The 14,662-nt window shown below is 37.7% G+C and carries 14 protein-coding genes; 4 read left to right on the top strand and 10 right to left on the bottom strand.

Annotation, left to right across the window (positions count from 1 at the left end; all coding sequences use genetic code 11):
- The first annotated feature begins 212 nt into the window (after window positions 1–212).
- Genes ACTQ1N_RS10440 through ACTQ1N_RS10455 form a run of 4 tightly spaced genes read left to right on the top strand, consistent with a single transcriptional unit; the run spans window position 213 to window position 3,403 of the window.
- Window positions 213–1,331, top strand: coding sequence for an ABC-three component system protein (locus ACTQ1N_RS10440; RefSeq protein ID WP_441956701.1), 1,119 nt, complete (start codon window positions 213–215; stop codon window positions 1,329–1,331).
- Window positions 1,331–1,561, top strand: coding sequence for an ABC-three component system middle component 7 (locus ACTQ1N_RS10445; protein WP_108774908.1), 231 nt, complete (start codon window positions 1,331–1,333; stop codon window positions 1,559–1,561). The genes ACTQ1N_RS10440 and ACTQ1N_RS10445 overlap by 1 nt, the downstream gene beginning before the upstream one ends.
- Complete coding sequence (locus tag ACTQ1N_RS10450; protein WP_441956702.1) at window positions 1,546–3,207, top strand: DUF2326 domain-containing protein; 1,662 nt, start codon at window positions 1,546–1,548, stop codon at window positions 3,205–3,207. The genes ACTQ1N_RS10445 and ACTQ1N_RS10450 overlap by 16 nt, the downstream gene beginning before the upstream one ends.
- Window positions 3,191–3,403, top strand: a complete 213-nt coding sequence (locus ACTQ1N_RS10455) for a helix-turn-helix domain-containing protein (RefSeq protein ID WP_108774902.1) — start codon at window positions 3,191–3,193, stop codon at window positions 3,401–3,403. The genes ACTQ1N_RS10450 and ACTQ1N_RS10455 overlap by 17 nt, the downstream gene beginning before the upstream one ends.
- A 228-nt stretch (window positions 3,404–3,631) precedes the next feature.
- On the opposite strand, the gene ACTQ1N_RS10460 is transcribed toward ACTQ1N_RS10455, so the two are convergent.
- From ACTQ1N_RS10460 to ACTQ1N_RS10505, 10 genes are all read right to left on the bottom strand, one after another.
- Window positions 3,632–4,075 (bottom strand): VanZ family protein, encoded by a 444-nt coding sequence (locus tag ACTQ1N_RS10460; RefSeq protein ID WP_441956703.1) that lies wholly within the window; start codon window positions 4,073–4,075, stop codon window positions 3,632–3,634.
- A 494-nt stretch (window positions 4,076–4,569) separates the two neighbouring features.
- On the bottom strand, window positions 4,570–6,039 hold the full coding sequence (locus ACTQ1N_RS10465; protein ID WP_441956704.1) for a flippase: 1,470 nt from the start codon (window positions 6,037–6,039) through the stop codon (window positions 4,570–4,572).
- Window positions 6,040–6,046: 7 nt separating this feature from the next.
- Window positions 6,047–6,922, bottom strand: a complete 876-nt coding sequence (locus ACTQ1N_RS10470; protein ID WP_277067362.1) for a DUF4422 domain-containing protein — start codon at window positions 6,920–6,922, stop codon at window positions 6,047–6,049.
- 167 nt (window positions 6,923–7,089) lie between these two features.
- Window positions 7,090–7,734, bottom strand: coding sequence for a DapH/DapD/GlmU-related protein (locus tag ACTQ1N_RS10475; protein WP_277067363.1), 645 nt, complete (start codon window positions 7,732–7,734; stop codon window positions 7,090–7,092).
- Window positions 7,734–8,834 carry a glycosyltransferase WbsX family protein gene (locus ACTQ1N_RS10480; protein ID WP_277067364.1) on the bottom strand — a complete coding sequence of 367 codons (1,101 nt, stop codon included), beginning with the start codon at window positions 8,832–8,834 and terminating at the stop codon, window positions 7,734–7,736. The genes ACTQ1N_RS10475 and ACTQ1N_RS10480 overlap by 1 nt, the downstream gene beginning before the upstream one ends.
- A 484-nt stretch (window positions 8,835–9,318) precedes the next feature.
- Entirely contained in the window at window positions 9,319–10,440 is a 1,122-nt protein-coding gene (locus tag ACTQ1N_RS10485) for an EpsG family protein (RefSeq protein WP_277067365.1), read from the bottom strand.
- A gap of 43 nt (window positions 10,441–10,483) precedes the next feature.
- Complete coding sequence (locus ACTQ1N_RS10490) at window positions 10,484–11,527, bottom strand: glycosyltransferase family 4 protein (protein ID WP_277067366.1); 1,044 nt, start codon at window positions 11,525–11,527, stop codon at window positions 10,484–10,486.
- 11 nt (window positions 11,528–11,538) lie between these two features.
- A complete protein-coding gene (locus tag ACTQ1N_RS10495) occupies window positions 11,539–12,405 on the bottom strand; it encodes a glycosyltransferase (protein ID WP_277067367.1) in 867 nt (288 codons plus the stop codon).
- Window positions 12,406–14,370: a hypothetical protein gene (locus tag ACTQ1N_RS10500; RefSeq protein ID WP_441956705.1), complete on the bottom strand. Its 1,965-nt coding sequence runs from the start codon at window positions 14,368–14,370 to the stop codon at window positions 12,406–12,408.
- Window positions 14,371–14,421: 51 nt separating this feature from the next.
- On the bottom strand, window positions 14,422–14,598 hold the full coding sequence (locus ACTQ1N_RS10505) for a serine O-acetyltransferase (protein ID WP_441956706.1): 177 nt from the start codon (window positions 14,596–14,598) through the stop codon (window positions 14,422–14,424).
- Window positions 14,599–14,662 lie beyond the last annotated feature (64 nt).

Raw genomic sequence — 14,662 nt, forward strand, 5'->3', positions numbered from 1 at the left:
GACTGATCTCTTTGCAAGCCGGGATGCAACCTCCCGGCAGGTATTTGATTAGTAACCATTATGGCCTCAGGCCAGAACGAGAGGGGTTGCATCTCGTTTTACAGTTGAGGCTTTTGAACTACTGTGATTATAGGAAATTGGCTTTTTGAAACAGGTCTCGTTTGGGTCAAGCCGGGTCATCGTGGGTCAAACGAAGAAGGGAGCATGGCCTCGTGGAATTCAAGACAATATTTCAAATTCTGAAAAAGTACCTATCGGACGGTGAAGACACTCCGACTTTTATGCGAGACCTCATCTCTATGCTCACCGATGTATCTGAGAAAGACTGGGACACAAAGAAAGATCCGTCCAATCCAGACAGGGTGTCTGACGATACTTTGATAAATTATTCAAAAAGAGGACTTTCCGCGAAACTTGCACGCCAGATCATGTATCGTACAAAGGAAGAGTATTTAATTGAGCGGATAAATGAATGCCCTTCAGGTACGCGAGAGGCAATGGCCAAAGACTTTTCTTCGTATGATCCATCTGTCAATGAATCCAATGTCGCAGACAAAGCAGCAGGTTGGATCATCGAATGCATACGAAAGAAAGCAGGTTTTGTATCAGAGGATCAGCTGTCGCAGCAAAGATGGGAACAGCAATCTTCAGATCTGAAAATGAAATATGGTAATTATCTTCTTGCAGAGGCCGACAACTTCTGCCCGATCTGCGGCAGGCGGTTGATTGCCGTTCGTAACAGCCAGTCGGTCCCTGTTTATGAGGTTAGCCTCATTGATAAGACCAAGGACCCGACACCAGAGAACCTACTTGCCATGTGTCCGAACTGTGCTGCCAACTATCAAATGGACGACAATCCAAAACTGCAAAAAGAGCTGGAAGCAAAAAAGAGCGTGCTCTCCACACATGAACAAAGCATCGAGACATTGGAAGACCTTCCTCTTGAAGCAGGGATTACTGGGGTAGTTACGCGGATAAAGAAATTAAAAGAAAAAGATCTTGCGGAAGCAGCGCTTGATCCAAAAGATCTGACAAAAAAGATTGATCCTACTGTTGACATCGCACTCTATATTTCCGTGAGGACATATGTAACTACCTACTTCAATAAGATCAACCAGATTATGATTAACCTGGATAAGAAAAATTTGATTGATTATGAAGAAGTACAGGATCAGATGAAGGGAATCTACAGGAGGCTCTCAAAAGCAAAGAAAAGTAAGGCAGAGATCTTCAATGAGATTTCCCGAAAGATACAGAGAGTAACTTTGCAGGAAGATATCTACTGCCAGATTGTGGTTTCCTACTTTATACAAAGATGCGAGGTGTTCTAATGCAGTTGCCAAGCAAACTCTACCCATACGAAAAAAGCACTCTCGCTTTAATCCCGAGAGTGCTTGAACTATTGCAGTTTGGCCCGATAAAGGTTATTGATCTATACACATCTATGCGGCAGTCATTGGCAGATCCTACGGATTTTCTTTCTGTGATGGACTGTCTCTATGCGCTTCGTTCTGTAGATATCAATTCTGAAGGTGAGGTGTATACATGCTTAAAGAAATAAGCTCTCCAGCGTTTAGAGAGAAAGGGAAAGAACGGCCTCCGATCAAATTTAAACCTGGTCTCAATGTTGTTCTTGGCAAAGAGGACGGCGCGAACTCAATCGGCAAGTCTTCTGCCCTTCTCGCCATTGACTTTGTGTTTGGCGGCAATACATACATCAGCAGCGATGGTGTAAAACATATAGGACATCATACTATTTTCTTTACGTTTGAATTCGATGGAAAAAAATATTACTTTGCCAGAAATACGGAAAACGCAGAGCAGATACAGGTATGCGATTCACACTATAATCTCACTGGTTCAGTCTTCACAAAAGCGCAATATATCGATTGGCTGAAAAAGAAATACCACATTGATTTCCAAGGACTGAATTTCCGGCAAACGCTGAGCAGCTTCTTCCGCATCTACGGGAAGGGTAATACTGATGAGACAAAACCGCTCGCCGGCATTCCAGGCGATAACATGGAGAAATCCATTAACCGGCTGATCGCACTCTTTAATCGCTATCAGGAAATCGAGGATTATACCAACCGCCGTACAGCACAAGAGGATAAACTAAAGGCGTATAAGCAGGCTCGGTCCTACGACTTTGTATCCAATCTTGTGGGTGGCAAAGAACAATATGAAAAAAATGAGGCTGAGATCAAATCATTGAAGATGCGGCTAGAAACTCTGACCTCAGAACAGGTGGAAGCACATAATGAAGAGGACATTGAAAAGAGCAGGAAAAAATCCGAACTGAAAGACAGACGCTTACGCCTGGAAGAACAGATCGATGACAAGAGAAGAAGACTCTCGCTCATCAAACTAAGCCTTGAATATGGTGTCTATCCAACAGAGGCAGACCTGACAGCATTGCAGAAATTCTTCCCGACCGTAAACCTGCGGAAGCTTTATGAGATAGAAAAGTATCATAAGAAACTGGCCAAAATCCTTGACGGCCAGTTTAATACAGAGCGTGAGAACCTTTTGTCGGATATAAACGACCTGGAGAACCAGCGAATGGTTCTGAATGATCAGATTCGACAGCTTGGATTTGTAGGGAATCTGTCAAAAGAATTCCTGGTCAGGTACTCTGAGATAAAGGGTAAAATGGATGCGTTGCGAATCCAGAATCAGGCCTATCTCACATTAACAGAACTTCAGGAACAGAAAAAAGCCGCTGATAAGATGTTAAAAAGAGCCATTGCCTCCATCCTTGCAGATATGCAGGATTCAATAAACGATCAGATGAAGGCCTACAATGATACCCTATTTGCAGAGCCGCATAAGCCTCCGGTACTACAGTTTAACGACTATAACAGCTATCGTTTTGAGACGCCGGACGATACTGGAACAGGTTCGAATTTCAAAGGAATGATAATTTTTGACCTTGCCATTCTTGCTCTGACCGATCTTCCGGCAATCGCTCACGATTCACTTATACTCAAAAATATCAGCGATGGTTCGATCGACGGAATCATGAAGATCTACAACCAGAGTGAAAAACAAATATTCATTGCTTTTGATAAACAAGATTCATATGGTCCACAAACCAGGAAGATCTTATACGACAATAGAGTATTGCAGCTCTCTGATGATGAAAGAGAGCTATATGGAGAGTCTTGGAATATAGGAGTAATAAATCCTGATGAAAATCAGTTATAAAAAACTATGGAAGCTGCTTATTGACCGTAATATGACAAAAACCCAGCTACGCATCGCAGCTGGGATCAGTTCTTCTTCACTTGCAAAATTAGGAAAGGATGAAAATGTCACAACATCAGTTTTGCTAAAGGTTTGCTCTGTCTTAAAGTGTGATGTGTCAGACATTATGGAAATTGTGCCAGACAGTGAAAAATAAAAAAGCCCCGGCGTAGCAGATCAATTGATCTACCAGCACCAGGGCTATAGCTCTATGTTGACAAATAAAGTACACAATTACTGCCCCGCCGCAGCAGCATGGAACCGTTCTACTATTCTACCGTGCTGCCATAACCTCCCCATCCACCTGTTGCCAGGATAGTCGCTACAGCGCTACTTATTCAGGATGCAGCGACGGTGCGGGTATTGAGAAGCGGGGTGAAACTCATCACCTCAGTTTGAACTTATGCCACTCATGTCTTGCTACATACACGAATAAGATTCCGATCAGATATCCCATCACATCAAACGGAATGTCTGTAATGTCGAATTCGCGTCCTGGGACAACGATCTTACTAAGCTGGTCACATATCGACACAACCGCGCAGAATACTACAGCCAGCAGAAAGGGACGTTTCTTGCCCCACACAAGGAAGAAGCTTGACGCAACTCCCATCAACAGGTACTCAACAGAATGGGCAAACTTCCGGACGAGAATGTAGAAGGCATACCAATCTGCCGTGGTGTGATTCAATTTATTATTCACCTTCGCAATCACATTAACAAAATGCATAGCAAGCGCAGCTGACGCTGAGCCCGGTTGCAGCGTAAACGCAATGATGAGAAGGATGGATAGGATTACAAGTAGGATGGATATGTACTTTTTAAGCAATAAACCAAATTCACCTCAATACATTCATAATTGTGGGACAAGTCCGGTCCGGAAGTAACTGGAGAATGGGTAATCTCACGCAAATCTCTGCGATTCTTAGAACTGCGTGATCCAGTACCCACTACTCAAAAAAGTAATACAGGATACTCTTTATTCCAGTAGTGTATTTATAATTGTAAGAGATCAGATCCCCATTTTTCCCACTAGTATTAAGATTGAATGACACCTTTGTGAAATCCAGTCTTTCAATCTCTACACGAATGAAGGGAAGAAATTCACCTAAGTCACATCTGACATACAGTCTGGTGCGAGCACCGAGATGGCCACTCTCTCCAATCTTATCCTTTGTTTTGATTTTGCTGAAGTCATCTTCAAGATCGCGAAGCGGCGATATGATACTGCACATTATCTACAATAATCGATCTGTATTCAGGAGTAGAATGCTGATATTATTTAGTGAACAGTGGCATCCACTAAACCCGAAACATTCATCTTTATCTCCGTATTAGCCTTCTTGTGAAACGATTGTCAAGAAATCGATAAAATAATTCATCTTTTATTCCATAAAGGACACTTGCATACACTCCAAAGAATACCAATGCTGTAATTACGAGACGTAAAAACGAATTGGTAACAGGAAGAAAAGTTACAGCTATGGTCGGCGCCAGCGCTACCGCTGTTGTAGCTCCATATCGTACATATCTCACATGTTTTAATGATTCTCCAACAACATCATGGCCTAAGAATAACTGGGTTGCCAACACCAAATACTCAGCGATCATTGTTGCAAATGCGGCACCGGCTGCCCCCCACTTGGGAATCATAAAACAGTTCAAAACAAAATCAGAAACTGCGCCAACAACAACAGAAATCATTAGTTGAAGCTCTCTGTTGATAGGGGTCAAGACCTGTATCCCGATAATACTAGTAATGCCAATTGCGACAATAGAAATGTTAACAATTTGCATTGTCAATGTTGCTGGTATATATTCTGCACCCGCCAAGAGAGTCAAACTGTCTTTTGCTTCTATGACAAAGTATGTACACAGAGGCATCGACATAAAAATTGTTGCATTTAGAGCTGTCGTCATAAGAGCATTAAACTGTTTTTTATCCCTTCGTTGTACATAGTAGGACATACGAGGCAGAAGTACTCCGCTAAGCGAAGAAACAACGCTTACCAAGATATTTTTCACCTTTACAGCAGCAGTGTAATATCCTACATCTGCATTCGTTTTCATAAAACCAAGCATAACAGTATCAAGATTTGTATATATGCTCGCAACGGCATTGCCGGCAAAAAGAATAAAAATTGGCTTTAAATGTTGCTTTAGATTATATTCGCCTACTTTCTTGAAGCTAATATATCTATGAAGACGAATAAAATTCATTACATTAGATCCAACTGATGCAAATACAGTGGTTGCCGCATATATACGATAATCGGATTCTTGATGGACAAGTGCAAACATCAATATTATGGATACTGCTTTGAAAAGCACAGATCTAGCTGTAATATAATCATACTTTTCGAGTGCCTGATATAACCAATTTGCTCCAAACATATTGAGGACAATATTGATGCCTTCAATAAAAAACAGATTTTTATCTTGGCTAAATCGGGGAACAGTAAAAACCATCATTAGATATGTTATTGTCACAAGTATCGTTGCAATTAGGTTTATAATCAGTATCTCTTGGGATGTCTTAGATAGTTGTTGCTTATCATCTCTAACTTTTGCACATTCCTTGACCCCATAAGTAGGAATCCCAAGCGAAGCAACCATTAGAAAGTAATTAGCAATGGAAGCTGCAAAGTTCACTTTTCCATTTCCCGTTGCATGAAGAATACGAGATACATACGGGAAAGTTATTAACGGAAATAATAGGCTAGAGGCAGTCAAGATGAAATTCATTAAAAAATTATACTTGACTGAATGTACTTTATTCTGCTCCTTTTTCATAGCCCATTTAATCCTCAACAAAGTATTTGCCAGTATAATTAACTTTACATGTATTGCTTTTAAATCTTATGTAACTGCATGTAAGTAATTCACCTAAGTACCCAGGTATCCTACTATATATTTTTTCATTCATTGGATCAATGCATATCCCTTTATCCTTAACTAGCTGTAAATGACGTTCCATAACGCCAAATACATAGGTGCAATACTCATCTAATAATTCTGTTCTCAATATGATCATATTCGCAGCATTTAATAGTGACCCATCTAGAACATCATTCAAAGAGTCACTGAACTGACTAAACTCATTTTTTACAATATCCTTCATTAAATCGATATAATCACGTCCTATTGTATCGAAAAAGTCTTCTACTGAACTGTTTAAGATTCTGACAGGTTTAGTTGCTATGATATCCGAAGAGTATATTACTTTTCTTAATCCATCGTCACTTCTTTGGAAGCGTTCGGCTTCTGTTGTTTTTATTCCGTGACAAGTATCTAAGACAATTGTATGATTATGATGATTTGTTAATACCTTTCCTGCAGCTTTTGTCTTTTCCATAGCTGTTTTTGCCCTATCATAAATTGTATGGTTCTCCGTGCTAAAATATCTTCTATAATGGCAAAGTCCAACATATTTGATGTTCGGATAAAGGGTTCTAATATTCTTCCATGCCCAGTACATAGCCGTAGTTTCGCAAAAAAGATGATTAAGGTTACTAATATTGTCACATTCTTTGCCTTTAAGCATATTATCCGTTTGGATTCCAAGATCAAAATTATTTCTTGCCCTGCCAACTTGTATGGGCAGGTATAAATCATTCTTATATATGTTGTATGGCTTGTGATAACACACAAGAATTTTTATATCATTTTCAGCCATAATGAATGACATTCCTTTCTATGAAATCAAGGTGCTACAATGATGCAAAAAATTCCTTTATGGTCTTTTCGCATTTCCTACTATCTCTCAATTGTCTCTACTATTTTCTTTGCAATCCATTTCATTCCAGTATCTCCAGGATGCAGTGAAGTCAAGCCATCCTTTCACTATTTATCAGCATTTTTCGGAAACCACGCCAGAAGCTTCTCGACCTCCTCTGGTGATTTACCATCCAGTGATGTGTAGAGATCATCGATCCTTTCCCGAATCATATCATCCGTGAGCTTGCTATAATCCAGTTTGAGGAGCTGTTCAATGACTTCAGGACTAAATCGGTACTTAATAATCTTTGCAGGCACACCACCGACGATAGCATATGGAGGAACATCTTTAGTGACAACCGCACCTGCCGCCACTACTGCCCCTTGGCCTATATGGACGCCAGACATAATAGTAGAGCGAAAACCAATCCAAACGTCATCATCTACGATTATGTCTCCTTTTGAAGTAGCTTCATAATGTTTATCTTTTAATACATCAACATGGAATGGAAATGTTGACATATTATTGATCGGATGATCAGCATTTAAGATGAACATTACGTCACTCGCAATCGAGCAAAATGAGCCTATAGTTAGTGTTTGTCCGACGTTATAATTATATACATTTAGTCCTCCATATGTATAACGTCCAACTTTAACTGCCTTCAAATCAAAATAATTTAATGGTAGTGTATTATTATCTTGATTTCCTTTTCTCCAGCACCTTTGATATTTTTTTTTTCTTACTTTTTCTTTTATAAATCCAAACATTAATATTCCTTCGGCATTTCGTTGTTATCTATCAGAGCTTTTCTTACAGCTTCCAAATACGCATAACCATATTTTTTATCTGGCTCTAGATAGCAACCTTCCGCCCACTCATTCCAAGCGTTGATAAAAATCATATCCTTTTGATATTCTTTTTTTGTCTTTATTATCAGTTTTTCAAAAGTATTCTGAAATGTTTCGGGCGTATTTTCTAAAGTTATACCACCTTTGTCACCTTTTCTTGGCGTATTATCCCAGTTAACAAACATACCTGGTATAAATTTAGAAGAAGTTACAGATCTTTTTAAAATATCTCTACAATAAGATTTATAATCAATCGGATGAATATAATATCTTCTATGAAGTAATTTAAACGCTTTACACTTGTATTCACTTAATTTGTACAAAAGATCATGACCACTGCGAAGTCCAGTATATCCAGGTTCAAACATTATCCTGTAATCCACTTTACTGTGATCATATTCCTCTAAATTATTCCAGATAGCACTTTGAATAGCAAATTTAATCCCCTTAAGGCCTTCTTTTCTTGCGAGTGTTCTCCAAAGTTCAAACATTTCTATGTAATTAGGAAATATCTCTGGTTTGTATAGTACAAAAAGAGGCTCATCATCTATGCGAATATACCTTTCGTCACGAAAAAAAGGCAAAAGATAGTAAAAGTGATCAGTCCACTCTTTCTCATCTCCATGTTCTTGTTTAATAAGAACATCTTCTTCTTTCCCTTCCCATCTTCTAGACCAAGTTTCATTTGCCCAACATATGCAAAAATGTTCATTATAATTCTTATTATTTAGAAACATCTCCATTGGCTTTTTCATCAAGATTTTTCCACTAAACCAATAGTGATAAAAACAGAAACCATAAATGCCATATTTATGTGCAAGATCAATTTGCCATGCAAATGTTTTTGGATCAAGCAAATTATAATAGTTATTATTTAAAGGCACCCTAGGCTCATAGTGATCACGATATAAAGGAACAGACTTCTTTACATTAGTCCACTCTGTAAATCCTTTTCCCCACCATTTATCGTTTTCTGGAAACGTATGATATTGTGGTAAATAAAACGCAATTACTTTCATCGGTACTCCCTTCCATTTCTATTTATGAATATTCCGGACTCAAGATACTATGATTCCGTAAAATGATACTGTTATTCCGCTGATTTGTACTGGCTTTTCTATCCTTTACTGCTTGGCTTGTGGATGCTACCGGACCTCTCTGAGCTGTCAAGAACAAGCACTGTGCAAAGCATTCTTGACAGCTCAGAATAGTCTCGGTGATGAGTAACCAAAAGCAGCAAGAAGCTGTTTACATCCTTCGGTTGACATCATTTATATTGAACGATACTCTAACGCGGAATGCCGATATCATTGCTGTGAATAAACAGTACTTTAAACCCGGAACCGCGGTTCTCTGACCGCGGAATATTCATATTTATATATCTTCAACAAACAATACGTATGTGATTCAATAATTCATCCTATCAGAAAAACTTCAAGTATGCCCTTTGATGTTATCATATGGTTAAATGACTTTTATCATTGTCATACTGTTTTCTTTCGTTTATTTAAATAAATAACTATTATTAAATATCGGCATCCACAGAGTAAGATAGCTCTGGTACATAATTATTTTCATATAGAATCCAACTGCTGCGATAAAAAACACTCCACTTTCTATTCCAAAGCTGTAGTAATTAGTTTTTAGCTTCAAAAATTTGTTCTTTTTAATTGCATTCGTTAGTACAATATAACTCATTAACATTGATGCTTCCTGAGGTCGATACATTTCACCTGTATAACGATATATAAAGGAAATAACCGACAAAAGCATAATGCTATATTTTAATAATTCTTTTACATCTTGTGTATATTGAAATAAAAAACGCTTTTTTATTACAATATTGCACAATACAATAATTAATAAGCCTATCAGAAGCGTTGTAAACAACGCCCATCCCCAGTGCCTATATTCAGATGCCTGATATTCACTGCTGAAGTATGCAAGCATTCTACTTTGAGCTCCAAGTTTAGACAATAGCCATCCTACACTGGACGGGTTAAAAATAAATAATACAAACGCATTAATTAGTAACATCCAGATTGTTGTAGTTTTAACTGTAGTCTTCTTTGCTATAAGCAATAGTAGCCAGTAAATTGCAGAGGAATGCATTAATGCAGCCAATATCACACAAAGTACAAACTTCACATCATTCTCTGTAAGGTTTCTCTTAGAGTTTCCAATCCTAGGGCTTTCATCATGTAGCAAATAGCGATAGCTAAAAATTAAAATTGCTGACGCCATTCCAAATCGGAGCTGTGAAACATTCATGATGAATGGACAAAAGAAAAACAATGTGAGTACAACATTCGGATACTTTGAAAGTTTCCATATGGTAGTTGATGTCAATAACATATATATCAAAGCTAGTACTGCTTTGTATTGCACAAAATTCAGCTTAAAAGCTCTGCAAATATTTATTATTGCAGAAAATAACAATTCAGAACTACCTAACCAACTGTACGGGCTTTCGTATCTACTGATATAGATACCTTCATCAGCATTTCCATATGTAAAGGCAATAATTGTCCACATCAAAATTGCGCTTACAATAAATAGTGATTTTGACCGTTTAAAGAATATATTTAATATTCCGATGATAACAAGTAGTATTGCAAGAATCATATTATTTGTACCATTTTCCTACTTCGCTGATAGGAGTACAGGTTCAACCTTCCAAAATATTTATAAACTTCTCCGCTGACTTTTCCCAAGAAAGTTCAGCCACTGTTTTAGACCCATTCTTTGATAATTTTTTTCTAAGCTCAGCATCTTCAATGATCTTTTTAATGTTTTTTGCCAGAGTATTTACATCTCCTGGCTCACTTAGTAGCACATTTTTTCTGTCGACTCCCAGTTCTGTCATGCACCCAACATTTGTTCCCACAACCGGACATCCGCAAGCCATTGCTTCAAGAGGTGTAAGTCCCCACCCCTCTTCCCTAGATGGGAATATAAACAGATCTGCCTGCTGGTACAGGCTTCGAAGTTCATCCCTCTTCGGATCCTGATAGTAGTGATCCAAGTATTCTATTTCTGGCTTTTTATACATTCCAAACATTGAAAGTGAAAGATTAGGATACTGCATCTTTGCTTTCTTAAATGCTTCTACTCCATCGTCAACACCTTTCTTTGACAATGTATGATAAAGCATCAGACAGCGAATCTCATCATGATCTTCTTTTTTTGAAGCTGGATGAAAGAATTCTGTATTGATCCCGTTGTATACAATATCCGCTGGTTCGCATCCTAGTCGCTCTGTGAGAATCTTATCGATCCACTTTGCGATCACGATATGATGCAGTGGAAGTTTATAAGATTGCTCTCCAAGCTCCTTATTATCCCAAACCTCATAGTCCTGTATGAAGTAGTACTTTTTTCCGCATTTCTTTGGGAGCTGATTAACATCAAATGCCGTAGCCCACATGGTAGCAATAGTTGCATCAGCTGGCCTAATATATTTTCCAGATATGTAAGGAACCCATTTTATAGATTTTTTATTACTTAAAGCGGTTCCTATGGTCTTCCCTGTGCAATACGTCTGATGTATGATGTTTTTAATTGATGAATTATATCTATGTAAATTATTTGAAAGAATTGATGCATAAATAATCACATCGATATTTCTATTTTTGAACAGTTCTGCATATTTATTTACAACTTTTATCCCGCCAGAATCACCTAATCCAGGCAAAATAAAATTTACCTTCATACTATATAAAATCACCTTTCTGATATATATCGTCTAGAATCCTGAACTCCCCTAATAAATGCCTTTAACTTATTTCTTCTATTATCTTCATACAAAAGGATTCTCATCAAAATTGCAAGCTCTTTTTTAATCAATCGTATGAATTTATAGGATGAGTGTTTTTTATAGAGCCATATTGTATTACGCGTTAAATAATAAAGTCTCAAAGGCTTTTCATGGTATACAATAATCTTTTTTCCTAAAAATCTACATTGCTCACCATGTCCTACTTCATGTAAAATACCCACTTTATTGACCCTATAGATTTTGAATCCATGTTCATTGAGCGAATAACAAATATCGAAATCCACACAATCAATAAAGAATTTTTTATCATACCCATCAGTCTGAAAATACTTTTGGGTATTTGTAAAAGCTGCGGAAGTAATACAATATTCGACTTCAATAACCGACTGAGACTGCACCTCGTATTTTGTATCTATAAAATTTCGATCTTTAATTAAACAAGTAAACATTCCCGCATCTAAATACTTTGGATTATTTGCCGTATTAATATAGCAATCAACTATATTATCCTGTAAGACAGAATCTTGGTCTAACGTAAGCACCCACCGGTAATTCTGCTTTTTAGCAAATAACATAATCTCCGAGAGGGCGGTTGCTATCCCCTTATTATCATTACTTTCAAGAATAATTGCATTCTCTGAAACCGCCTTAATGGTAGTTCTTACATCAGCAATATTTGTTGAACCATTATCAAAAATAACCAAGTTTGTAATTTGACCTATTATGGCATCCAAACACTGTTTAAGTCTTCCAATATTCGGATTATAAGTGACTATTCCCACTAAAACATCATTAATTGTATATTTTTCCATTCATCTCAACCTATGTAACGCTAAATAAATCTTTTGATACGGGAGGTTCAACTTCAACAAACGTTTCATAAATCCGATCTTCCACCGGCACTGTAGAAAATCATTTTTCAAATCGTTTTTGTGTAATATGTAATGTGTCATGCTCTTTGGAGCAGCAAGCCTCTGTGTGATCCCTTCATCATAAAACTCCATATCAGCAAAAAGCTTTAAATCGTAGGGATTTGGATCTGTTCCGATTTTATATATCCCATCAAAAAGTTCGGTCGACTTATATTTAAATTCACTCAATAATGGATCTTCTGATGCTATAGAGACAAAATCAATGGCTCCGTGCTGGATTTCCTTAATTTTCAGATATTCCTCTGTAGGTTTCCCATCCTTCAAATATTCATATGGATATCTCTCCGCAACTACTCGGCCATTTTCTCTCGTATATCTTTTAACAGAGCCACCTTGCTCTAGAAATAAGGTTTCAAATAATCCAACAAATGAACTCCGACAGTCAACAGCGTGTGGATTATGTTTGAAGTCAAACAAATAGCCGTTTAAATCCAGATCAAGTCCGTCCACTTCATTTTTCTTATAGAAGTCAGCGACACCAAGATAAAATCCTGTGATCTGATGCTGGATCTCAAGTTTATTCAGAGTTTGCGTCAGATAGCGCTGCATGCTTCCGGCATAACCAATATCTACAATGCCAAATTTGCCTAAAACTCCTTCCTGTTTCAAATACTCAGTCAGAAGTGAATACTCCTTTTTAGAATTTTCTATAATGTCCGTTGTCAGATCTGTAAGCAACTGCTTTAATTTTTCATCCAAAAAAATAGTTCTTCGGTCAAATATCGTGTCCCTATGAAAACCATACTGGTCCAGTTGTTCTTGATAACGATCAATATCCATTCCCAGACCATCAAAGATAGATTCTATTGAAACAAGCTTGGCATTAACTACCATATTCAGAATTGTCTCAAAGGAATAATCCATCCAGAGGATTGGGCCTCGAAGACTTCTCCTGGAAACCTCAAGGTACTTTGTTTCAATGGAATGGTCCTCAACACATATATCATAGGCTTTTTTCATAATGTAACCATCTCTTGCAAGAAAAAAGAGCTTCGTTATTCCTTTTTCTTTAGCTACATCATGAATCCAATTTGCATAGCCCCACAAAACTTTTCCAAACTGAGCAAATCCAAATTTGTAATATGGATCATTTGTACAGGGCACAACGTTATTGATGAAAGTATTAAGATAGTTCATGCGCAGAGACGAATAGTTCTCATCTCCACGATACTTAATATTTTTTGTATATCTCGGTATCTGAATTGCCTTGACCCCGAGTTTTTGAGGTTCTGCATAGTCGCCAGCTTTGGAATCACCGATATGTATTAATTCCCTTGAATTAATATGTTCTGTATTAACTAAAAGAGTAAACAATGAACCATCACTTTTTACGGCCTGCCTCGAACTCGAAAGGTACAACCTCTTATACGAAACAACACCTATTTTTTCGAGCAATCTCTCAGTCGTTTCCTGTGGCCAATACATATCGGATGTGATAAAAACCGTTTTACCTTCTTTCAAGCATCTATTGTAAACGTCTATCACAGGACGGTTAGGAATAAGAAGCTGAAATTCTGTGTTTAGCTCTAGATCTTTCAGTTTCTTTCTTTCGGATGCAGGGAAGTAACTATAGATATCTTCCATAGTTACTTCCTTTCTGCCACTATTTACTAGACCTTTTCTAGCCTCTCTTTCTGCTCTGATCCGCTTGTCTGCAAAACCTTTACCAACTTTACGTTCCATTAGTCTGAACACATCAGTTGGATTTTCTACATTGCGCTTGACAAGAGTATCAAAAATATCAAAGGAAACATACTTATATGGTTTAATCTTAACGTAGAGTTCATCGGCATTAATTGAGCTACCACTATTCAATTTCTTTTGTACGGTGCTCTTAAAGCTCATATACTCTCCTATCTCTTTCGAACATCATCTTGTATAACCACGTAATGGGCCTTAGTCTTTCTTTTTTATAATCCGCATCGGATTTCCCACAACAGTGCAATTATCTGGCACCGGTTTCGTTACTACTGCTCCTGCCCCGATTGACACGTTGTTTCCAATTGATATATTTCCTATAACTACAGCATTAGCATAAACACTTACATTGTCGCCAAATGAAGGAGAGTCCACCCCCCCCCGATTTGGTTTTCGGATTTCTTCCTATAGTTACGTTTTGATACACATTAAAATTCTT

Origin of the sequence: Porcincola sp. LCP21S3_C12 (assembly GCF_052118625.1) — a bacterium.
Taxonomy (GTDB): Bacteria; Bacillota; Clostridia; order Lachnospirales; family Lachnospiraceae; genus Porcincola.